Source organism: Geminicoccus roseus DSM 18922 (assembly GCF_000427665.1).
Lineage (GTDB): Bacteria > Pseudomonadota > Alphaproteobacteria > Geminicoccales > Geminicoccaceae > Geminicoccus > Geminicoccus roseus.
This window is the reverse complement of record NZ_KE386572.1, coordinates 4,711,185-4,732,603: the sequence shown is the minus strand read 5'-3', so window position 1 is coordinate 4,732,603 and position 21,419 is coordinate 4,711,185. Positions and strand designations below refer to the sequence as shown.

The 21,419-nt window shown below is 69.4% G+C and carries 20 protein-coding genes and 1 tRNA gene; 11 read left to right on the top strand and 10 right to left on the bottom strand.

The features are described from left to right. The first annotated feature begins 19 nt into the window (after positions 1-19). The 3 genes from dxs to GEMRO_RS0123345 are packed head-to-tail and all read left to right on the top strand — an operon-like array spanning position 20 to position 3,253. On the top strand, positions 20-1,939 hold the full coding sequence (gene dxs / locus GEMRO_RS0123355) for a 1-deoxy-D-xylulose-5-phosphate synthase (protein WP_027135943.1): 1,920 nt from the start codon (positions 20-22) through the stop codon (positions 1,937-1,939). After that, positions 1,936-2,679, top strand: coding sequence for a TlyA family RNA methyltransferase (locus GEMRO_RS0123350; RefSeq protein WP_027135942.1), 744 nt, complete (start codon positions 1,936-1,938; stop codon positions 2,677-2,679). Before dxs ends, GEMRO_RS0123350 begins: the two co-directional genes overlap by 4 nt. A 10-nt stretch (positions 2,680-2,689) precedes the next feature. Continuing rightward, the gene (locus tag GEMRO_RS0123345) at positions 2,690-3,253 is read left to right on the top strand and encodes a pyridoxamine 5'-phosphate oxidase family protein (RefSeq protein ID WP_027135941.1); all 564 of its coding nucleotides are present in this window, start codon (positions 2,690-2,692) and stop codon (positions 3,251-3,253) included. On the opposite strand, the gene GEMRO_RS31415 is transcribed toward GEMRO_RS0123345, so the two are convergent. Continuing rightward, positions 3,241-3,648, bottom strand: a complete 408-nt coding sequence (locus tag GEMRO_RS31415) for a GFA family protein (protein WP_084507455.1) — start codon at positions 3,646-3,648, stop codon at positions 3,241-3,243. The two genes, GEMRO_RS0123345 and GEMRO_RS31415, sit on opposite strands and share 13 nt — an antisense overlap. Beyond that, a complete protein-coding gene (gene metC, locus GEMRO_RS0123335; protein ID WP_035485876.1) occupies positions 3,648-4,811 on the bottom strand; it encodes a cystathionine beta-lyase in 1,164 nt (387 codons plus the stop codon). Before metC ends, GEMRO_RS31415 begins: the two co-directional genes overlap by 1 nt. 201 nt (positions 4,812-5,012) lie before the next feature. On the opposite strand from metC, the gene GEMRO_RS0123330 reads away from it, so the two are divergent. The 4 genes from GEMRO_RS0123330 to GEMRO_RS0123315 all read left to right on the top strand — a co-directional run bounded on the left by GEMRO_RS0123330 (position 5,013) and on the right by GEMRO_RS0123315 (position 9,181). Beyond that, positions 5,013-6,035, top strand: a complete 1,023-nt coding sequence (locus GEMRO_RS0123330; protein ID WP_027135939.1) for an amino acid ABC transporter substrate-binding protein — start codon at positions 5,013-5,015, stop codon at positions 6,033-6,035. Between the two features lie 96 nt (positions 6,036-6,131). After that, complete coding sequence (locus GEMRO_RS0123325) at positions 6,132-7,313, top strand: amino acid ABC transporter permease (RefSeq protein ID WP_027135938.1); 1,182 nt, start codon at positions 6,132-6,134, stop codon at positions 7,311-7,313. 3 nt (positions 7,314-7,316) lie between these two features. After that, positions 7,317-8,423 carry an amino acid ABC transporter permease gene (locus tag GEMRO_RS0123320; RefSeq protein ID WP_035485872.1) on the top strand — a complete coding sequence of 369 codons (1,107 nt, stop codon included), beginning with the start codon at positions 7,317-7,319 and terminating at the stop codon, positions 8,421-8,423. Between the two features lie 14 nt (positions 8,424-8,437). Then, entirely contained in the window at positions 8,438-9,181 is a 744-nt protein-coding gene (locus GEMRO_RS0123315; RefSeq protein WP_276202841.1) for an amino acid ABC transporter ATP-binding protein, read from the top strand. Between the two features lie 61 nt (positions 9,182-9,242). Here the strand turns inward: GEMRO_RS0123315 and GEMRO_RS0123310 are convergent, their stop codons facing one another. After that, positions 9,243-9,398: an entericidin A/B family lipoprotein gene (locus GEMRO_RS0123310; RefSeq protein ID WP_051329395.1), complete on the bottom strand. Its 156-nt coding sequence runs from the start codon at positions 9,396-9,398 to the stop codon at positions 9,243-9,245. 167 nt (positions 9,399-9,565) lie between these two features. Here GEMRO_RS0123310 and GEMRO_RS0123305 point away from each other — a divergent pair, with 167 nt between their 5' ends. Together GEMRO_RS0123305 and ygfZ are read left to right on the top strand one after the other, a co-directional pair. After that, positions 9,566-10,675, top strand: coding sequence for a glycosyltransferase (locus GEMRO_RS0123305; RefSeq protein WP_027135934.1), 1,110 nt, complete (start codon positions 9,566-9,568; stop codon positions 10,673-10,675). A gap of 75 nt (positions 10,676-10,750) precedes the next feature. Continuing rightward, complete coding sequence (gene ygfZ / locus GEMRO_RS0123300) at positions 10,751-11,620, top strand: CAF17-like 4Fe-4S cluster assembly/insertion protein YgfZ (RefSeq protein ID WP_027135933.1); 870 nt, start codon at positions 10,751-10,753, stop codon at positions 11,618-11,620. Between the two features lie 10 nt (positions 11,621-11,630). Here the strand turns inward: ygfZ and ppdK are convergent, their stop codons facing one another. From ppdK to GEMRO_RS0123270, 6 genes are all read right to left on the bottom strand, one after another. Beyond that, positions 11,631-14,300, bottom strand: a complete 2,670-nt coding sequence (ppdK, locus tag GEMRO_RS0123295) for a pyruvate, phosphate dikinase (protein ID WP_027135932.1) — start codon at positions 14,298-14,300, stop codon at positions 11,631-11,633. 41 nt (positions 14,301-14,341) lie between these two features. Continuing rightward, positions 14,342-16,441: a glycine--tRNA ligase subunit beta gene (glyS, locus tag GEMRO_RS0123290; RefSeq protein WP_027135931.1), complete on the bottom strand. Its 2,100-nt coding sequence runs from the start codon at positions 16,439-16,441 to the stop codon at positions 14,342-14,344. Then, a complete protein-coding gene (locus tag GEMRO_RS0123285) occupies positions 16,434-17,315 on the bottom strand; it encodes a glycine--tRNA ligase subunit alpha (protein WP_027135930.1) in 882 nt (293 codons plus the stop codon). The genes glyS and GEMRO_RS0123285 overlap by 8 nt, the downstream gene beginning before the upstream one ends. A 103-nt stretch (positions 17,316-17,418) precedes the next feature. Beyond that, a complete protein-coding gene (locus GEMRO_RS0123280) occupies positions 17,419-17,625 on the bottom strand; it encodes a hypothetical protein (protein WP_027135929.1) in 207 nt (68 codons plus the stop codon). Positions 17,626-17,634: 9 nt separating this feature from the next. Continuing rightward, the gene (locus GEMRO_RS0123275) at positions 17,635-18,447 is read right to left on the bottom strand and encodes a S49 family peptidase (RefSeq protein ID WP_027135928.1); all 813 of its coding nucleotides are present in this window, start codon (positions 18,445-18,447) and stop codon (positions 17,635-17,637) included. Beyond that, on the bottom strand, positions 18,444-19,199 hold the full coding sequence (locus GEMRO_RS0123270; RefSeq protein ID WP_051329394.1) for a tRNA1(Val) (adenine(37)-N6)-methyltransferase: 756 nt from the start codon (positions 19,197-19,199) through the stop codon (positions 18,444-18,446). Before GEMRO_RS0123270 ends, GEMRO_RS0123275 begins: the two co-directional genes overlap by 4 nt. 139 nt (positions 19,200-19,338) lie before the next feature. Here GEMRO_RS0123270 and GEMRO_RS0123265 point away from each other — a divergent pair, with 139 nt between their 5' ends. Together GEMRO_RS0123265 and GEMRO_RS0123260 are read left to right on the top strand one after the other, a co-directional pair. After that, positions 19,339-20,364, top strand: a complete 1,026-nt coding sequence (locus GEMRO_RS0123265; RefSeq protein WP_407645406.1) for a polyprenyl synthetase family protein — start codon at positions 19,339-19,341, stop codon at positions 20,362-20,364. A 57-nt stretch (positions 20,365-20,421) separates the two neighbouring features. After that, positions 20,422-20,498, top strand: a tRNA-Pro gene (locus GEMRO_RS0123260). Positions 20,499-20,619: 121 nt separating this feature from the next. Here GEMRO_RS0123260 and GEMRO_RS0123255 read toward each other — a convergent pair. Continuing rightward, positions 20,620-21,405, bottom strand: coding sequence for an aminoglycoside adenylyltransferase family protein (locus GEMRO_RS0123255; RefSeq protein ID WP_027135925.1), 786 nt, complete (start codon positions 21,403-21,405; stop codon positions 20,620-20,622). Positions 21,406-21,419: the final 14 nt, after the last annotated feature.

The window sequence follows — 21,419 nt, the reverse complement described above, 5'->3', positions numbered from 1 at the left end:
GTCCTGGAGCCGACGGTATATGGCCGACACCCACTTGCTCGACAGAATCAACACGCCGGATGAACTGCGCCGGCTGCCCAAGTCGCAGATGCGCCAGATCGCCGACGAGCTGCGCACCGAGACGATCGACGCCGTCTCGGTGACCGGCGGCCACCTGGGGGCCGGCCTCGGTGTGGTCGAGCTGACGGTGGCGCTGCACTACGTGTTCGAGACCCCGCGCGACATCGTCATCTGGGACGTCGGCCACCAGGCCTACCCGCACAAGATCCTGACCGGGCGGCGCGACCGGATCCGCACCCTGCGCAAGCCGGACGGCCTGTCCGGCTTCACCCGGCGCAGCGAGAGCCCCTACGACCCGTTCGGCGCGGCGCACAGCTCGACCTCGATCTCCGCGGGCCTGGGCTTTGCCGAGGCGATCCGGCTGAACGAGCAGGACCGCAACGTGGTGGCGGTGATCGGCGACGGCGCGTTCTCGGCGGGCATGGCCTACGAGGCCATGAACAATGCCGGGATCTCCAAGAGCCGGCTGATCGTGATCCTGAACGACAACGACATGTCGATCGCGCCGCCCACCGGGGCGATGAGCGGCTACCTGTCCAGGGTCCTGGCCAGCCATGAGTTCCGCGAGCTGCGCGATGTCGCGAAAAGGGTGGTCAAGCGCCTGCCCAGGCCCCTGCAGACCGCGGCGCGCCGGGCGGACGAGTATGCCCGCGGCATGGCGACCGGCGGCACGCTGTTCGAGGAGCTGGGCTTCTACTATGTCGGCCCGGTCGACGGCCACGATGTCGACCAGCTGGTCGCGATCCTGGAGGCCCTGCGCGACGACGCGGAGAAGGGCCCGGTCCTGCTCCACGTGAAGACCCAGAAGGGCAAGGGCTACCCGCCGGCCGAGCGCTCGGCGGACAAGTATCACGGCGTCTCCAAGTTCGACGTGGCGACCGGCGCCCAGGTTAAGTCCGGCGGCAACCTGCCCTCCTACACCTCGGTGTTCGCCCGCGGACTGATCCACGAGGCCGAACTGGACCCCTCGATCGTGGCGGTGACCGCGGCGATGCCTTCCGGCACCGGACTCGACCTGTTCGGCCGGCGCTTTCCCGACCGGATCTACGATGTCGGGATCGCCGAGCAGCATGCGGTGACGTTCGCGGCCGGCATGGCCTGCGAGGGCATGAAGCCGTTCTGCGCGATCTACTCGACCTTCCTGCAGCGCGCCTACGACCAGGTCGTCCACGACGTGGCCATCCAGAACCTGCCGGTGCGCTTCGCCATCGACCGGGCCGGGCTGGTGGGGGCCGACGGCGCCACCCATGCCGGCAGCTTCGACGTGGCCTATCTCGGCTGCCTGCCGGGCTTCGTGGTGATGGCGGCGGCCGACGAGCTCGAGCTCATGCACATGGTGCGCACCGCCACCGCCTACGAGGACGGCCCGATCGCGTTCCGTTACCCGCGCGGAGAGGGGGTGGGCGTCGACTTGCCGGTGCGCGGCCAGGTGCTGGAGATCGGCAAGGGCCGGATCCTGCGCGAGGGCGGCCGGGTGGCGCTGCTGTCCCTCGGCACGCGTCTCGGCGAATGCCTGAAGGCGGCGGACGAGCTGGCCGGGCGCGGTGTCGCAGTCACCGTGGCCGATGCGCGCTTCGCCAAGCCGATCGACCAGGACCTGGTGCGCCGGCTGCTCTCCCATCACGAGCTGGTGGTGACGGTCGAGGAAGGCTCGATCGGCGGGTTCGGCAGCCAGGTCCAGCAGTTCGCCTTGGAGGACGGCCTGCTGGACAAGGGCACGGTGCGGCTGCGCTCGATGATCCTGCCCGACCGGTTCATCGACCATGGCACGCCGGCCGGCCAGCATGCCGAGGCGGGGCTGGATGCCGCCGCGATCGCGCGCCGGGTGCTGCAGGGCCTGGGAATGCGGGTCGAGCCCTTGCGGGTGGTGGCCGGTTGAAGCCGGGCAAGCAGCGGCTCGACCAGCTCCTGGTCGACCGCGGCCTGGTCGAGACCAAGAGCCGGGCCCAGGCGCTGGTGATGGCCGGGCTGGTGTTCTCCGGCGAGCGCAAGCTGGACAAGCCCGGCGAATCGCTGCGGCCCGACCTGCCGCTGGAGGTCCGCCAGAGTGGGCCCGGCTGGGTCAGCCGGGGTGCCTTCAAGCTGATCCAGGGCCTGGACGAGTTCGCCATCGACCCGGCGGGCCTGGTCTGCCTGGATGTCGGCGCCTCCACCGGCGGCTTCACCGAGGTGCTGCTCGCCCGGCGGGCCAGGCGCGTCTATGCCGTGGATGTCGGCTACGGGCAGCTTGCCCAGAAGCTGCGGACCGACGAGCGTGTGGTGAACCTGGAGCGGACCAATGCCCGCCACCTCACCCCGGAGCAGGTGCCGGAGCCGGTCGACCTGCTGGTCTGCGACGCCAGCTTCATCGGGCTGGCCACGGTGCTGCCGACCCCCATGGCGTTCTGCGCACCGGATGCCCGTGCCGTGGTGCTGATCAAGCCGCAGTTCGAGGTGGGCCCGGAGCGGGTCGGCAAGGGCGGCGTGGTCCGCGACCCGGCCCTGCACGAGGAAGTCTGCCAGCGCATGCGGGACTGGTTCCAGGCGGCCGGCTGGGCCGTGCTGGGCATCGCCACCAGCCCGATCACCGGCCCGGCCGGCAATGTCGAGTTCCTGCTGGCGGCGCGCCGGTCAGGCTGAGAGGGCGTCGATGGCCAAGCAGTTCCAGAGCATCCAGGACAAGCACCGCGCGTTCATCGCGCGGCAGCGGATCTTCTTCGTGGCCTCGGCCGCCGCCGATGCGCGGGTGAACATCTCGCCGCGCGGCATTGACGCGCTGCGGATCCTTTCCGGCAATCGGGTGGCCTATCTGGACCTCACCGGCAGCGGCAGCGAGACCGCCGCGCATCTGCGCGCCGACGGGCGGATGACCATCATGATGTGCGCCTTCGAGGGGCCGCCCTCGATCCTGCGCCTGTTCGGGATCGGCACCTGCCACTTCCGCGGCAGCGAGGCCTATGCCCGGCTCTTGTCGGAATGGTTCGACAACCAGGAGCCGCTGGGCGCCCGGCAGATCGTGGTGCAGGACATCGACCTGGTGCAGACCTCCTGCGGGTTCGGGGTGCCCCTGTTCGAGCCGCGGGGCGAGCGGGATGCCCTGCAGCGCTGGGCGGAGTCCAAGGGCGAGGAAGGGCTGGAGTCCTATCGCCGCAAGGAGAACGCCCACAGCATCGACGGCCTGCCGACCGGGCTCCTGGGCGATCAGCGGTCGTAGGGCGGGTGGCGCGGGAAGCGCAGCAGCTCGTCGCGGGTGTCGAACCAGGCGATCCGCTCCTCGAACCAGCCATGCAGGCGCGGCGGCACCCGGTCCGGCTCGTCCAGGCAGGCGACCGCGATGCCGAGCGAGCGGTCGTCCGGATCGGTCATGTAGAGCGGGCTGCCGCAGCGGCCGCAGAACCAGCGGGTCGCCCCGGCCGGGGAGGCGAAGGCGCTGGCCTGGCCCTGCACGACCCGGAACCGGGAGGAGGCCAGCTGGATCCAGGCCACCACCGGCGCGCCGCTGGCGCGGCGGCACTCGCGGCAGTGGCAGTAGTCGGCGATGTCGTCCTCTTCCAGGTCCGCCTCGTAGCGGACCGTCCCGCACAGGCAGCCACCGCCGAGCCTCATCATCAGGACGCGGCCCGCAGCCGGGCGAAGCCGGCGTCCAGGTCGGCGGTGAGGTCGTCCGGGTCCTCCAGGCCGACATGGATGCGCAGGCAGGGGCCTTCCGGCCGCCAGGCGGTGGCGGAGCGCGATTTCTGCGGGAAGGTCGGGATCAGCAGGCTCTCGTAGCCGCCCCAGGACCAGCCCATCCCGAACAGCTCCATGTCGTCCAGCATGGCGGCTACCGCGGCCGGTGACGCCGGGTTCAGGACGATTCCGAACAGGCCCGACGCGCCCTTGAAGTCGCGCTTCCACAAGGCATGGCCGGGATCGGAGGGCAGGGCGGGGTGAAGGACCCGCGCCACCTCGGGCCGGCCCTGCAGCCATTGGGCCACCTCGATGCCGCTCTCCATGTGCCGGCGCAGGCGGACGTCCAGGGTGCGGATGGCGCGCAGCGCCAGCCAGCAATCCTCCGGGCTCACCGACATGCCGAGATCCTGGATGCCCTGGCGCAGCCGGCCGTGCAGGGCGGCGGTGGAGGTGACGATGCCCATCATCAGGTCGGAATGGCCGCCGATATACTTGGTGGCCGCATGGATGGTGACGTCGACCCCGTGCTCGTAGGGCTTGAAGTAGAGCGGCGTCGCCCAGGTGTTGTCGAACACCACCAGCGCGCCGTGGGCATGGGCGATCTCGGCGATCGCGGCGACGTCGGTGATCTCGAAGGTCAGCGAGCCCGGGCTTTCCAGGTAGACGACCCGGGTCTCCTTGCGGATCTTCTGGCGGACCTGCTCGGGCACCAGCGGGTCGAAATAGTCGCTGGCGACGCCCATCCGCTTCATCAGCCCGTCGGTGGTCTGGCGGGTCGGATGATAGACATTGTCGGCGACCAGGACATGGTCGCCCGCCTGCAGGAGCGCCAGCATGGTCGCGACAATGGCTCCCTTGCCCGAGCCGACCACCACCGCGCCGCCGGCCCCCTCCAGCGTGGCGACCGCCTCCTCCAGGGCGAAGGTGGTGGGGGTGCCGTAGCGGCCGTAATTGACCACGCCGGGGCCGGGCCTGGCCGCCAGCAGGCTGTCCACCGTGGGGAACAGGATGGTGGAGGCGCGCTGGATGGGCGGGTTGACGATCCCGTCATTCTGCTCGGGATCGCGCCCAAGGGTGGTCACGAGGGTCGCGTCGCGCATCCGTATCTCCTGAGAACCGCAGGGCTTCGGCTAGCACGGGCCGGGCCTTGCGCGAAGCGCGTGGCTGCCATCCGTTCCGAAAGGTCGCGAGCGGCGGTTGGCAGCCCGAAAATTGCATGTCATGGCTGTTACCGGACCGACAGTGTAGCAGTACACTGCCGTCAGGAATGGCCAACGGGCCCTCGAACCACGGAGTCAATCATGCGTCTCTCGAGTCTGCTTGGCGCCAGTGCCCTGATCGCGCTCGGCGCGGCCGCGGCGCAAGCCGGTCCCGCGCTCGATGCAGTGAAGTCGAAGGGCTTCGTCCAATGCGGCGTCAACGTGTCGGGCCTGCCGGGTTTCGCGTCGGTGAACGACCAGAACGAGTGGTCGGGCATCGACATCGACCTGTGCAAGGCGGTGGCCGTGGCGCTGTTCAACGATCCGAGCAAGGTCAAGTACACGCCGCTCAACGCCAAGGAGCGGTTCACCGCGCTGCAGTCCGGCCAGATCGACGTGCTGTCGCGCAACACGACCAACACGCTCTCCCGCGACACGTCGCTCGGCCTCGATTTCCCGGCCATCAATTACTATGACGGCCAGGGCTTCATGGCCACGAAGGACCTGGGCGTAAAGTCCGCGCTGGAACTCGACGGCGCCTCGGTCTGCGTGCAGGCGGGCACCACCACGGAGCTCAATCTCGCGGACTTCTTCCGCGCCAACAACATGCAGTACCAGGGCGTCGTCTTCGAGAACAACGATGAGGTCCTGGCCGCCTATGACGGCGGCCGCTGCGACGTGCTCACCACGGACGCCTCGGGCCTGTACTCGACCCGCACCAAGCTGCAGGACCCGGACGCGCACATGGTCCTGCCGGAGATCATCAGCAAGGAGCCGCTCGGGCCGGCCGTCCGCCAGGGCGACGACGAGTGGGCCGACGTGGTGCGCTGGTCGTTCTACGCCATGGTGCAGGCCGAGGAGTTCGGAATCACCTCGGAGAACGTCGACCAGATCGCCGCCGAGACCGAGAACCCCGACATCCAGCGCTTCCTGGGCAAGTTGGACGAGCTGGGCAGCGCGCTTGGCGTGTCGAACGACTTCGCCCACCAGATCGTCAAGCAGATCGGGAACTATGGCGAGAGCTTCGAGCGCAATGTCGGCATGGACTCGCCGCTGCAGATCGAGCGCGGCCTGAACGCGCTTTGGACCGAAGGCGGGCTGCAGTACGCTATGCCGTTCCGCTGATCGACGGGGAGGGGCGCTGTCGAGTAGGCGCCCCTCCCATGTTTCGTGAAGCGATCCATCACCACTGCCGGCAGCAAGACCATCGAGGGAGTGACCATGGCGCAATCCGCTCCGCGAGCTCCAGCCCGTCCGGCCTTCTGGAACGACCCCCGCGTCCGCTCGGTGTTCTACCAGCTCATCGCCATCGGCGTGGTGATCGCGGTCGGCGCCTACCTGATCCAGAACACCGTCACCAACCTGCAGCGCCTGGGCGTCTCCACCGGCTTCGGCTTCCTGGGACGGCCCTCGGGCTTCGACGTCTCCCAGAGCCTGATCCCCTACAGTTCCGCTTCGACCTTCGGCCGCGCCTTCCTGGTCGGGCTGCTGAACACCGGGCTGGTGGCGATCTGCGGCATCGTGCTGGCCACCATCATCGGCTTCCTGGTCGGCATCGGGCGGCTTTCGCACAACTGGCTGGTGGCGCGCCTGTCGGGGACCTATGTCGAGATCCTGCGCAACATCCCGATCCTGCTGCAGCTGATCTTCGTCTACACGGTACTGGTCTTGGTCCTGCCGGGGCCACGCGACGGCTTCAACCTCGCCGACACGGTGTTTCTGAACACGAGCGGGCTGTTCATTCCGCGGGTGATCCCGCTGGACGGGGCAGGGCTGTTCTTCCTCTCGATCCCGGTGGCGATCGTCGGCGCCTGGCTGTTCGCCCGTGTCGCGCGCAAGCGGCGCGAGGCGACCGGCCACGGCCTGCCGACTTTATGGATCACCCTGGCGATCCTGTTCGGCCTGCCGATCCTGGTGCTCTTCGGCACCGGCATCCCGCTGGAACTGGAATACACCACGATCGGCCGGTTCCGCCCGCAGGGCGGCTTCAACCTGCAGCCCGAGTTCGTGGCGCTGGTGCTGGGCCTGTCGATCTATACCGCCTCCTACATTGCCGAGATCGTCCGGTCCGGCATCCTGGCGGTAAGCAAGGGGCAGACCGAGGCGGCCAGTGCCCTGGGCCTGGACCGCAAGCAGACCCTGCGCCTGGTGGTGGTGCCGCAGGCGCTCCGGATCATCGTGCCGCCGCTCACCAGCCAGTACCTGAACCTGACCAAGAACAGCTCCCTGGGCGTGGCGGTGGGCTATCCCGACCTGTTCGGCATCGCCGGGACCATCAACAACCAGACCGGCCAGGCGGTGGAGGTGATCGCGATCACCATGTCGGTCTACCTGGCGCTGAGCCTGCTCACCTCGGCCTTCATGAACTGGTACAACGCGCGTATCGCGCTGGTGGAGCGCTGATCCATGGCATCCACGAACGCCGCGGCCGCTGAGGCCGCCCTGCCGCCGCCCAGCTCCTCCGCCGGGCCATTGGCCTGGATGAAGCGCAACCTGTTCGCGACGCCCTTCGACACGGTGCTCACGATCCTGGTCGTGCTGTTCCTGGCCTGGGTCATCCCGCCCTTGCTGCGCTGGGCGATCTTCGATGCGACCATCGCCGGCCAGACCAAGGACGCCTGCACCTTCGACGGAGCCTGCTGGACGGTGGTGAAGGTCCGGTTCGGCCAGTTCATCTACGGCCTCTATCCGCCGGAATCGCGCTGGCGCGTCAACATCGTGGCGCTGCTGGTGATCCTGGCGATGGTGCCGCTGTTCTTCGACTGGATGAAGCAGAAGCTGCTCTATGGCGCGCTCCTGCTGATCCTGCTGCCGGTGATCGGCGACTTCATCCTGGCCGGCGGCTGGGGCGGGCTGCGCTTCGTCGAGACCAATCTGTGGGGCGGCCTGTTCCTGACCCTGGTGATCTCGCTGGTCGGCATCGCCGCGAGCCTGCCGATCGGGGTGGCGCTGGCGCTGGGCCGGCGCTCCAACATGCCGATCATCAAGGCCATCTGCGTCACCGTGATCGAGATCGTGCGCGGCGTGCCGCTGATCACCGTGCTGTTCATGGCATCGGTGATGCTGCCGCTGTTCTTCCCGCCGGGCTGGTCGGTCGACAAGCTGACCCGGGCGCTGATCGGGGTGTCGATCTTCAGCGGCGCCTATATGGCGGAGGTGATCCGCGGCGGCCTGCAGGCGATCCCGAAGGGGCAGTACGAGGCGGCCGAGGCGATGGGGCTGAACTACTGGCAGAGCATGGGGCTGATCATCCTGCCCCAGGCGCTGCGGCTGGTGATCCCGGGCATCGTCAACACCTTCATCGGCCTGCTGAAGGACACCTCGCTGGTGCTGATCATGGGCCTCTACGACCTGCTCGGCATCGCCCGGATGATCGTGGCCAGCCCGGAATGGCTGGGCAAGTCGATCGAGACCTACATCGCCGCAGGCTTCGGGTTCTGGATCTTCTGCTACGCCATGTCCCGATACAGCCAGCATCTGGAGCGAAAGCTCCAGACCGGCCACAAGCATTGATGGAGAACCCCGGCATGAGCACCGAGGCGATGATCCAGCTGGATCAGGTCAACAAGTGGTACGGCCAGTTCCACGTTCTCCGCGATGTCAATCTGACGGTGGAGAAGGGGCAGAAGGTCGTGGTGTGCGGCCCGTCCGGCTCGGGCAAGTCGACCATGATCCGGTGCATCAACCGGCTGGAGGAACATCAGCAGGGCCGGATCGTGGTGGACGGGATCGAGCTGACCTCGGACGTGAAGAACGTCGACGCGATCCGGCGCGAGGTCGGCATGGTGTTCCAGCACTTCAACCTGTTTCCGCACCTGACCATCCTGGAGAACCTGACCCTGGCGCCGATCTGGGTGCGCAAGACGCCGAAGGCCGAGGCCGAGAAGACCGCGCGCTACTACCTGGAACGGGTGCGGATCCCCGAGCAGGCCGACAAGTATCCGGGGCAGCTCTCCGGCGGCCAGCAGCAGCGCGTGGCGATCGCGCGGGCCTTGTGCATGAAGCCGCAGATCATGCTGTTCGACGAGCCGACCTCGGCGCTCGACCCGGAGATGGTCAAGGAGGTGCTCGACACCATGGTCACGCTGGCGGACGAAGGCATGACCATGATCTGCGTCACCCACGAGATGGGATTCGCCAAGGCGGTCGCGGACTTCGTGGTGTTCATGGACAAGGGCGAGGTCGTCGAGCAGGCAGCGCCCGACGAGTTCTTCAACCACCCGAAGAACGACCGGACCAAGCTGTTCCTCAGCCAGATCCTGGCGCACTGAGCGGCATCGGCGGAACCGGGCGCAGCGGCCGGCATCCCGGCCGCTGCGCCCGAACATCGACTTACATCTTGTCCTTCACGTCGTCAGCCGTGTCGGAAATGGCATCGCCACCGGCCTTGATGTCTTCGCCGGCGCCGCCGATCGTGTTGCACGCGGTGAGCGCGCTGGTCGTCAGGAGCAAGGTCATCAGAACAAGAATCATGCGGAAGAACGACATGGATGACTCCCATGAACTGAGAAAGGCCGGGCGCACGTACCAACGGCGTCGCGACTGTAGGATGAACCTGCCGCGAGGAAAAGCGTTCCGGTTTGTCATAACGTGTCTACCCACGATCAGGACCGGCACAGCCGGGATCGACGTGCAGCGGTCCTGAAGCGCTGCCGATGCCAGCCGTCCTGGTCTATCGCGACCGCCTGCTCGCCCCGCCTGAAGGCTTCGTTCCCCGCCAGTACCAGGCGTTCACCGCGCTGGAGCCGGTCTATCTCGGCTGCCGGCGCGATAGCGCCTTCGACCGGCTGGACCACCCGGCCGCGATCCTGGGCGAGCTTGCCGGGACCCATTCGGCCCAGGTGCCGCTGTTCAAGCAGTTCGGCCTGGTCCCGGCAGCCCTGCTGCGCTGGGCGCGCGCGCAGGACGTGCGCGTCGTCCATGCCCAGTTCGGCCGCGGCGGCGCCCTGGCGCTGCCGCTGGCCCGGGCGCTGGACGTGCCGCTGGTGGTGACGTTCCATGGCGGCGACGCCAGCAAGGACAAGCATTTCCGCCGCTCCCTGATCCCGACCGTGTTCCAGCGCCGCTGGCAGCGCCTGCAGCGCAACGCCAGCCGCTTTTTGTGCGTTTCCGAGTTCGTGCGCCGGCGGCTCCTGGAGCGCGGCGTGCGCGAGGAGCTCCTGGCGGTGCACCATCTGGGCGTGGAGCTGCCGGTGGCGGCCCCGGATCCGGCCGCGCCATCGCGGCAGCTGCTGGCGGTCGGCCGGTTCGTGGCCAAGAAAGGCTTTGGCGACGCCATCGAGACCCTGCGCGCCGCCCGCGCTGCCGGCTCTGATCTCGAACTGGTGCTGGTCGGCGACGGGCCGCTGCGGGCGGAGCTGGAAGCCCGGGCCAAGGACCTGCCGGTGCGCTTTCCGGGCTGGCTGGCGCCCGACCAGGTTGCGGAAGCGATGGCCTCGGCCCTGGCCCTGCTCGTCCCCAGCCGCAAGGCTGCCGGCGGCGATTCGGAAGGACTGCCGACCGTGGTCCTGGAAGCCCAGGCGCGCGGACTGCCCGTGCTCGCGACCCGCCATGCCGGCATTCCGGAAGCGGTGCGCGACGGCGTGACCGGGCTCCTGGTCGAGGAAGGCGACGTGCCGGGCATGGCCGCCGCGATCAACCGGCTGGCGAGCGAGGACGGGCTGCGCCTGCGTCTGCGCCAGGCGGCGCTGGCGTCGGTGCGGGAGGATTTCGACGCGGTCCGCCAGTCCCGGCGCCTGGAACGGCGGCTCCTGGCGCTGCTCTGAAAGCCGGGACGGGTTGCGGCCGGACCGGATCGATCCGACATTGCAGCCGGTTGGATCATGGATCGAGGTGGATGGATGAGCGGGCTGGTCGTCGTCGAACTGGACCAGCGGTCCGTGCTGCGGATCGGCGGCGCGGAGCGTGCGTCGTTCCTGCAGAACCTGATCAGCGGCGATGTCGGCAGGGTCGAGCGCGGCCTGGCGATCTGGAGCGCCCTGCTCACCCCGCAGGGCAAGTACCTGGCCGACTTTTTCCTCTACCCGGACGGCGAGACCTTCCTGCTGGACGTGGAAACCGGGGCTGCCGCGGACCTGATGCGCCGGCTGATGCTCTACCGGCTGCGCGCCAAGGTCACCATTGAGGATATCAGCGACGAATGCCGGGTGTTCGCGCTGCTGGGCGACGAGGCGCCCGGGGCTGCCGGCCTGCCGGCACAGGCCGGGGCCAGCACCCCTGCCCTGGACGGCGTCGCCGCGGTCGATCCGCGCCTGGCCGCCCTCGGCGTGCGCCTGCTGGCACCGAAAGCCCCGGAGCTGGCCGGCGCCGCTGCAGGCTCGCTCGCCGACTGGGACCGGCTGCGCCTCTTGCACGGCGTGCCCGACGGCAGCCGCGACCTGGTGGCGGAGAAGACCACGCTGCTGGAGGCCGGGTTCGACGAGCTGGGCGGGGTCGATTTCGCCAAGGGCTGCTATGTCGGCCAGGAACTGACCGCGCGGATGAAGTATCGAGGCCTGCTGAAGAAGCGGCTGTTCCCGGTGGAGATCGCCGGCGAGGCGCCGGACCCCGGCACGCCGCTGCGCGCTGGGGACAGCGAGGTTGGCGAGATGCGCTCGTCCGCGGGCGATCTCGGGCTGGCGCTGGTCCGGCTGGACGCCGCCGACCAGGTGCTCCAGGCCGGCGACACCCGTCTGACGGTGCGTCGTCCGGCCTGGCTGCCGCCGGGCTGAGCCGCCTGGTTCAGGCGGCCTTGGCGCGGATGGCGCCCTGCGCCGCGGCCAGCCGCGCGATCGGCACCCGGTAGGGCGAGCAGGACACGTAGTCCAGGCCGACCCGGTGGCAGAACTCCACCGAGGCCGGGTCGCCGCCATGCTCGCCGCAGATGCCGAGCTTCAGGTCCGGCTGGGTCTTGCGGCCGCGCTCCTTGGCGATCCGGATCAATTCGCCCACCCCGTCCTGGTCCAGGGTCTGGAACGGGTCGGCGTGGAAGATGCCTTCCTGGATGTAGCGTTCCATGAACTTGCCGCTGTCGTCGCGCGACAGGCCCAGCGCCATCTGGGTCAGGTCGTTGGTGCCGAAGCTGAAGAACGCGGCATGCTGCGCGATTGCCTCGGCCTGCAGGGCCGCGCGCGGCAGCTCGATCATGGTGCCGATCAGGTAGGTCAGCTCGCGGCCGCTCTCCTGGATCACCGTCCGCGCGGTCGCCTCGACCCGGGCCTTGATCAGCTCCAGCTCGCGCGCCATTCCGATCAGCGGGATCATCACCTCGGGGATGATGGTCTCGCCGGACTTGCCCCAGACCTCCACCGCCGCCTCGAAGATGGCGCGGGCCTGCATCTCGTAGATCTCGGGGAACAGCACGCCCAGCCGGCAGCCGCGCAGCCCCAGCATCGGGTTGGCCTCGGTCAGCTCGGCCAGGCGGCGCTTGACCATCTTGGGCTCGACGCCGGCCGCGGCCGCGACCTCGGTGATCTCGTGCGGCTCGTGGGGAAGGAACTCGTGCAGCGGCGGGTCGAGCAGCCGGATGGTCACCGGCAGGCCCTGCATGATGGTGAACAGCTCGACGAAGTCCTGGCGCTGCATCGGCAGGACCTTGGCGAGCGCACGGGTGCGCCCTGCCCCGTCCTCGGCCAGGATCATCTCGCGCATCGCGAGGATCCGCTCGTTCTGGAAGAACATGTGCTCGGTGCGGCAAAGCCCAATGCCTTCCGCGCCGAACCGGCGTGCGGTACGCGCATCCAGGGGCGTCTCGGCGTTGGTGCGCACCTTGAGCACCCGCGCCCGGTCGGCCCACTCCATCAGCGTGGCGAACTCGTTGGAAAGCTGCGGCTCGACGGTCGGCACCTGGCCCAGCATCACCGTGCCGGTGCCGCCGTCCACCGTGATCAGGTCGCCCTCGGCGATCTTGGTGCCGCGCACGTAGAAGCAGCGGTTCTCGTAGTCGATCAGCAGGTCGCCGGCCCCGCACACGCAGGCCTTGCCCATGCCGCGCGCCACCACCGCCGCATGGCTGGTCATGCCGCCGCGGCTGGTCAGGATGCCCTCGGCGGCGTGCATGCCGTGGATGTCGTCCGGCGAGGTCTCGATCCGGACCAGGATCACCTTCTCGCTGGCCGCCGCCCGCCGCTCGGCCATGTCGGCGGAGAACACCACCTTGCCGGACACCGCACCCGGCGAGGCCGGCAGGCCCTTGCACAGGATGGTCTTCTCGGCGGCGGGATCGAGGGTGGGATGCAGGAGCTGGTCGAGCGAGGCCGGGTCGACCCTGAGCACCGCCTCGTCCTCGGTTAGGATCCCGTCCTTGGCCATCTCCACGGCGATCTTGAGCGCCGCCTGGGCGGTGCGCTTGCCGGTCCGGGTCTGCAGGACGAACAGCTTGCCCTTCTCGATGGTGAACTCGATGTCCTGCATCTCGCGGTAGTGGCTCTCCAGCTTCTGGAAGAGCGTCACCAGCTCGGCATAGGACTGCGGGAGGACCTCCTCCATCGGCGGCAGGTCGTTGCCGCCCTCCTCGCCCATCTTGCGAGTGAGCGGCTGCGGCGTGCGGATGCCGGCCACCACGTCCTCGCCCTGGGCGTTGACCAGGAACTCGCCGTAGTAGGCGTTCTCGCCGGTGGACGGGTTGCGGGTGAACGCCACGCCGGTGGCGCAGTCGTTGCCCATGTTGCCGAACACCATCGCCTGGACGGTCACCGCGGTGCCCATCACCGAGGAGATGTCGTGCAGGCGGCGGTAGGTGACCGCGCGCGGGGTCATCCAGGAGCCGAACACCGCGCCGATCGCCGCCCAGAGCTGGTCCTTCGGATCCTCGGGGAACGGCCGGCCGATCGACTGCTGGACGATCGTCTTGTACTGGCGGACCAGGAGCTCCAGGTCCTCCGCGGAAAGGTCGGTGTCGAAACGAGCTCCGCGGTCGCGCTTGAGGTCCTCCATGGCCTCTTCGAACAGGTAGTGATCGACCTCGAGCACGACGTCGCCGAACATCTGGATGAAGCGGCGATAGCTGTCGAAGGCGAAGCGCCGGTCGCCGCTGGCCTTGGCCAGGCCCTCCACGGTCTGGTCGTTCAGGCCGAGATTGAGGACAGTGTCCATCATCCCGGGCATGGAAACCGCCGCACCGGAGCGCACCGAGACAAGCAGCGGGCGCTCGGGATCGCCGAAGCCGCGCTCCAGCAGCTTCTCGACCGCGCCCAGCGCGGCCGTGACTTCCCCCGCCAGCTCGGCCGGATAGTGCTTGCCGTTGGCGTAATAGTGGGCGCACACCTCGGTGGTGATGGTGAACCCCGGCGGGACGGGCAGGCCGAGCTTGGCCATCTCGGCCAGGTTGGCGCCCTTGCCGCCCAGCAGCGGCTTCATCCCCGCCGCTCCATCGGCCACGCCGCCACCGAAGCTGTAGACCCACCGCGCCATGCCGATACCTCGCCTGTTGATCTCAAGAGAACCGGTTGAGATCAGGTCCTGCCCGCCTGGGCCGGGACATCCTCGACCTTACTGAAATCCGCCACGGCACCTAGGGCGCTGCGGATGGTGGACAATAGGTATAGCCGGTTTCGCCGCACGTCTGCCGCGTCGACATTGACCAGCACCTTGTCGAAGAACTGGTCCAGCACCGGCCGCAGCGACGCCAGGGCGGCCATGGCGGTACCATAGTCCTCTGACCGCAGGGCCGTCTCGATCGACCGGCCGGCCTCCTGCAGGGCCTGAGCCAGCGACTGCTCCGCCGGATCCTCCAGGAGCGACGCCTCCGGCGTGCCCTGGTAGCTGGCCTTGTCCTTCTTTTCCTCGATCCGGACGATGTTGGTGGCGCGGCGCCAGGCCGCCACCAGGTTGACGCCGTCCTCGGTGGCCAGGAACGCCTGCAGCGCCCCGACCCGGGCGAGGATCCGCACCAGGTCGTCGTCGGCCCCAGCGGCGACCACCGCCGCGATCAGGTCGTGCCGGGTGCCCTTCGCGCGCTGCTGGACCTGCAGCCGGTCGACGAAGAAGCCGATCAGTTCCCGGCTCAAGGCCTCCCGGTCGGTCGCGGCGAACCGCTCGCCGTAAAGATCCAGCGAGGCGGCGAACACGGCGGCCAGCGGCAGGCGCAGGCCGTTCTCCACCACCAGCCGGATCACGCCCAAGGCGGCGCGGCGCAGGGCGAACGGGTCCTTGGAGCCGGTCGGACGGATGCCGGCGGCGAAGAAGCCCACCAGGGTGTCGATCTTGTCGGCCAGCGCCACCGCCACCGCGGCGGGCGCCGAGGGACACAGGTCGTCCGGCCCCTTGGGCGCGTGATGCTCGGCCACGGCGGCGGCGATCACGTCGCTCTCGCCCTGGTGGCGGGCGTAGTAGCCGCCCATGGTGCCCTGCAGCTCCGGGAACTCGCCGACCATGCCGGTGACGAGGTCGCATTTCGCCAGCAGGGCCGCGCGCTCGGCGCCGGTGCGGTCGCAGTCCGGGATGTGGGCGCACAGCGTGCCGGTCAGCGCCACCAGGCGCTGGACCTTAGCCTCCAGCGTGCCGAGCTCGGCATGGAACACCATGCGGCCGAGCTGCGGCAGGCGCGATTCCAGCGGCCGCTCGCGGTCCTTGCCCCAGAAGAACTTGGCGTCCCACAGCCGCGCGCGCAGGACCCGCTCGTTGCCGGCGATCACCGCGGCGCCACCATCGGCGGTCTCCCGGTTGGCGACGGTGACGAAGCGGTCGGCGAGGCTGCCGTCGGCGTTGCGGGTGGAGAGATATTTCTGGTGCTCGCGCATCGAGGTGACCAGCACCTCCGACGGCAGCTCCATGAAGGTCGGCTCGATCCGGCCGGACAGCGGCACCGGCCACTCCACCAGGCCCTTCAGTTCCTCGATCAGGCCCGGATCATGGCCAAGGGTCAGGCCGGCCTGCGCGGCCAGGTCCCGGGCCCGCTCCAGGATCAGCGCGCGGCGGCGGTCCTGGTCCAGGATCACGTTGGCGGCATCGAGCTTGGCGACCAGATCGTCGAACCCGGCGACCTCGAATGCGTCCGGCGCCATGAAGCGATGGCCGAAGCTCGTCCGCCCGGCGGTCAGCCCGCCAAACGCGACCGGCACGACCTCGCCGTCGAGCAGGCAGAGGATCGACTGGAGCGGGCGGACCCAGCGGGCCTCGCCGCTGCCCCAGCGCATCGATTTCGGCCAGGGAAACCGTGCCAGGACGTTCTCGACCAGTTCCTTGACCACGGATGAGGCCGGGGCGCCGGACTGGGCGATCAGGGCGTAGAGCACCCGGCCCTTCTTGCCCTCGTCGCGCTCTTCCAGGCGATGCTCGATTCCGTTCAGGCTGGCGAAGAACCCGTCCTTGGCCTGCTGCGGCGCGTCCACGCGCGGCCCGCGCTTCTCCACCGTCCGGTCCGGCTGGCGCTCCGGCACGCCCTCGGCCACCAGCACCAGGCGACGCGGGGTGGCGAACGTGCGGATCGACGTGGCGGCGAGGTCGGCCTCGGCCAGGCCCGTGCCGACCAGCCGGGCCAGGTCGGCGCGCGCCGGGTCCTGCATCCGGGCCGGGATCTCCTCGGAGAACAGCTCGATCAGCAGCTCAGCCACGGGCGGCCTCCGCCAGCTGCGTTTCCAGCCATGCCTCGCAGCAGCCCTTGGCCAGGGCGCGGACCCGGCCGATATAGGCCTGCCGCTCGGTCACCGAGATCACGCCGCGCGCGTCCAGGAGGTTGAACAGGTGGCTGGCCTTCAGGCACTGGTCGTAGGCGGGAAGCGGCAAGCGTTGCTCCAGGATCCGGCTGCAGTGCCGCTCGGCGTCCTCGAAATGGCGGAACAGGATCTCGGTGTCGGCGTGCTCGAAATTGAACGCCGAATACTCGCGCTCGGCCTGGTGAAACACCTGGCCGTAGGTGAAGCCACGGCCGTTGAAGTCCAGGTCGTACACGTTCTCGACGCCCTGGATGTACATGGCCAGGCGCTCCAGCCCGTAGGTCAGCTCGCCCGACACCGGCTTGCAGTCGATGCCGCCGACCTGCTGGAAATAGGTGAACTGGCTGACCTCCATGCCGTCGCACCAGACCTCCCAGCCCAGGCCCCAGGCACCCAGGGTCGGGCTCTCCCAGTCGTCCTCGACGAAGCGCAGGTCGTGCATCGCCGGGTCGACGCCCAGGGCGTAGAGCGACTTGAGGTAGAGCTCCTGGATGTCCGGCGGCGACGGCTTCAGGATCACCTGGAACTGGTAGTAGTGCTGCAGCCGGTTCGGGTTCTCGCCGTAGCGGCCGTCGGTCGGCCGGCGCGACGGCTGGACATAGGCGGCGTTCCAGGGCTGCGGGCCCAGGGCGCGCAAGGTCGTGGCCGGATGGAAGGTGCCAGCACCCACCTCCATGTCGTAGGGCTGCAGGATCACGCAGCCCTGATCCGCCCAGAAACGCTGCAGGGTGAGGATGAGGTCCTGAAAGCCGGGTCTACCCTGGTCGCGCAAACTGGTCTCCGTCACGTGCCCTTGCACCGAAAGTGGCGCGGACCTTAGTGGCGGCGGAGAGGCCGGGCAAGCCGAGCCGGGCGCCTTGCGGGCGCCCGGCGAATCACTTGCGGTCGCAGGTGCACCAGGAGCCCTTGGGCAGGAAGGTGCCGCAGCGCGGACAGGCGGTCAGGTTGACCGTCCGGGGGTTGCCGCGCGGTGCTGCGGTGGCCTCGGCCTTCGACTTCGCGCGGCTGCGCATCACGAAGAACACGACGGCCACCACGAGGGCCAGCAGGAGGAGCTTGCCGATGGAGAGCGTGCCGATCATGGCTCCCGATTAAAGCCCGAACCGGCCGAACGCCAGCCGTTCTTCGACGAGCCCGACCAGCTCGTCCGCGACCGGCCCGACGCCCAGCCGCCGCTGCAGCCAGGAGCGGCGCCTTCCATAGGCGCGGATCTTCAGTTGATCCCCGAACCTTGCGCGCAACACCGTCTCCGGCGCGCCCAGCTGGTCGACCAGGCCCAGCTCCCGGGCGCGGTCGCCGAGCCATACCCGCCCGGAGAAGATCTCGGATTCCTCACCCTTGAGCCGGCCGGCGCGGCGGGTGCGCACCTGGTCGATGAAGGCGCGGTGGATGTCGGCCTGGATCTCGTCCAGCAGTTCCAGGTCCTCCTTGGACTGCGGCCGGAACGGGTCGAGCAGCGCCTTGCGCTCGCCCTTGGTGCGGACCCGGCGCTCGATGCCGAGCTTGGCGATCGCCTCAGTGAAGCCGAACCCGGCCGAGATCACCCCGATCGAGCCCACCAGCGAGCAGCGATGGGCGAAGGTCTCGTCCCCGGCGCAGAGCAGCCAGTAGCCCCCCGAGGCGGCGACGTCCTCGGCAAAGGTCAGCACCCGCTTCTTCTTGCGGTCGGCCAGGAGGCGGATCTTCTCGCTGATCAGCGCGGACTGGACCGGCGAGCCGCCCGGGCTGTTGATCACGATCGCGACCGTGTCGGTGCTCTTGTGGCCGAACGCCGCGTCCAGCATTGAATCGACTCCCGACAGGGTCAGGCCGCCCCGGCCGGGCAGGTTGCCGATCACCCCGGTGAGGCGCACGAGCGGCACCACGGGGCCGCGGCGGAATGGCCAGATCCGGCGAAAATTCATGCGATGCTTCCACTTTCCCAGTCGATGGCGGCAGCGTCCGCCAAAATTCTGTGCGCGGCGGCGGTCCACCCGCCATCCGCCTCGTGCAGCACCAGGCCCGGCAGGATCCGGGACGGGCTGCGCACGGCCTTGCGTGCCCGGATCAGAACCCGGCTCGCCGGCTGGCCGGCCCGCCCGTACAGGGGCAGAATACGCAGGTCGCCGGCCGCCGGATCGATGGCGGTGATGGCGGCGGCGATCCGGTCGGCGCGCAGCACCACGACCAGATGGCCGCGCGGCCGGCACAGACGCAGGCAGTGGCCGAGCCAGTCGCCAAGCTCGATTTCGCCGAACCGGGCCTGGTCGCGATCAGGGGTTCCGGCGCGGGACGAGGCCGGATCATGGTAGGGCGGGTTGCTCAGCACCAGCTCGAAGCCGTCTGCCCGAAAGGCCGCAAGGCTTCGCTGGACCACCTCGAAGCGGCCGTTCCAGCCGTTCTCCTCGACATTGCCAGCGGTTTCGGCCACGGCAGCCGTGCTGATGTCCAGGGCGGTGATCCGGGCCTGCGGCAGGCGCGCCGCCAGGCACAGCCCGACGGCCCCCCCGCCGCAGCCGGCATCAAGGACCGTCCCGGCGGCCGGGGCGGCGGCGGCCAGGAGCGGCGCGTCGATCGCCGGCCGGTCGCGGTCCGGCCAGTCCCGAAGGCGGACACGGCCGCCCAGCAGGCCATAGGTTCGCGGCAGGGTTCGGTCAGGGTGAGCCGTGCTCGGCATCCGCTCGTATCAACCTCAAGAATGGTCCGGCATCCGCCTGCCGTTCCGCCTGCCGGTCGGTTTGCCACTGATCCGCCGGCCATGGTAGCAACGCGGCGCCGCGCAAGGCATATCGCGCATCTGGTCGAGGACGACGGAGTTGAGTTTGGCCCCCCTTCCCCACGACACGGCTCCGCCGCGACCGGCATCAGGAGGGCTGGACGGCCCGCTCGCCCTGGTCGCCGGCGAAATGGAGAAGGTCAACAGCCTGATCCTGGAGCAGATGCAGAGCGAGGTCTCGCTCATTCCCGAGCTTGCGCGTCACCTGATCGCCGCCGGCGGCAAGCGGATCCGCCCGGTGCTGACCCTGCTGGCCGCCAGGATGTGCGGCTACGAGGGCGAGCGCCATGTCGGCCTCGCCGCCTGCGTCGAGTTCATCCACACCGCCACCCTCCTGCACGACGACGTGGTCGACGAGAGCGACCTGCGCCGGGGCCGCCGCACCGCCAACGCGGTCTGGGGCAACAAGGCACCGGTGCTGGTCGGCGATTTCCTGTTCAGCCGCGCCTTCATGATGATGGTGGCCGACGGCTCGCTGCGCGTCCTGGAGATCCTGTCGCGCGCCTCGGCGGTGATTGCCGAGGGCGAGGTCGAGCAGCTGGTGACCACCAACGACACCAGCACCACCGAGGCTGCCTACCTGCACATGATCGCGTCGAAGACCGCGGCCCTGTTCGAGGCGGCGGCGCAGGTCGGCGCGGTGCTGGCCGACCGCTCGGCGGCCGAGGAGCAGGCGCTGGCGACCTATGGCCGCTCGGTGGGCGTGGCCTTCCAGCTGATCGACGACGCGCTGGACTACGGCGCCGGCCATGCCCGGCTCGGCAAGACCGTCGGCGACGACTTCCGGGAGGGCAAGATCACCCTGCCGGTGCTCCTGGCGTTCGACCGCGCCGACGACGGCGAGCGCGCGTTCTGGAAGCGCTGCATGGAGGACATGGACCAGAAGGACGGCGACCTGGAGCACGCCATCGCCCTGATGCAGAAGCATGGCGCGATCCGCGACACCATCGCCCGCGCGGAGGCCTACAGCAGCGAGGCCCAGGACGCGCTGGCCCTGTTCGCCGACGGTCCCTGCCGCACCGCCCTGGCCGACCTGGCCGAGTTTTCGGTTCATCGCGCGTTCTGAAGCGGGAACCCACTTGCGCAGTCGCGGTCCTGCCGCTATTCCCCGCCCACCGCACGACGGGGCGTAGCTCAGCTTGGTAGAGCGCTTGCTTCGGGAGCAAGAGGCCGGAGGTTCGAATCCTCTCGCCCCGACCACCGGCGGAACTCCATCGACATTCCGGGCAAGAGGCCCAGCCGGCATCACCATCGCGCAGACGCGGTCGTGACGCTGGAGGAGCAGCCCGCCTGATGCAGTGGCCCTGCCCGGCCTCTGGCCTCACTCGGTTTCCAGAAGCGCCCGAACGCGCTCCCGCAGATAGCCTGCGGCACCGGCCGCGCTTGCCTGCCGGCTCGTCCAGTCGTCCCCGACATCGCCCAGATAGGCGCAGTGCGCCAGATCCAGCGTTCGGGCATGCGGTTCCGGCATCTTCGGCATGGCCCAGGCCGCCGCCGCGTTCTTGGAGACGAACTCGCCCGTGGCCGCGGTGCGCCATATCCGGGCCAGGGAGAGCAGCACGTTGCGCTCGTCGCCGCGCAGGCCGCCCATCAGGGCCGGAAGCACCTCCTTCATGGCTTGAGAGATGGCTTCTCGGGAGACTTCGGGCAGCAACTCCGAAGCCTGCGGGCCGACAAGGGGCCGGGCTTCCTGCCGGGCCTGGGCGAGAAGCAGGACGTGCTCGGGATCGCGGCTGGGCATCGGCAACAGGCCGCGCTCGAAGGCGGGGCGCAGCCACTCGCCGTAGGTGAACTCGGCCAGGGCCGGTGGGCTCTCGTTGGCCAGAGCCGATGCGACGAAGATCATGATCTCGACGCAGCGCGGTCCGCCTGGGGTGGCGGGATGTCGGCCGGAGATCCGCAGCAGATCCGAGAGCAGGCTCCGGCGCTCTCCCTCGGTCATCGGCCGGTCGACCACCACCAGGAGGTCCAGGTCGCTCTGCGGCCTCAGGCCCTCCAAGACCGCCGATCCGTGCAGGTAGACGGCACGAAGCGCCCCTGCCAGCACGCGCCGCAGGGCAGCCAGCGCCTGTTCCAGCTGGGCGGGACGAGCCGGCGTTTCTTCCATCCTCCCCCGGTCCT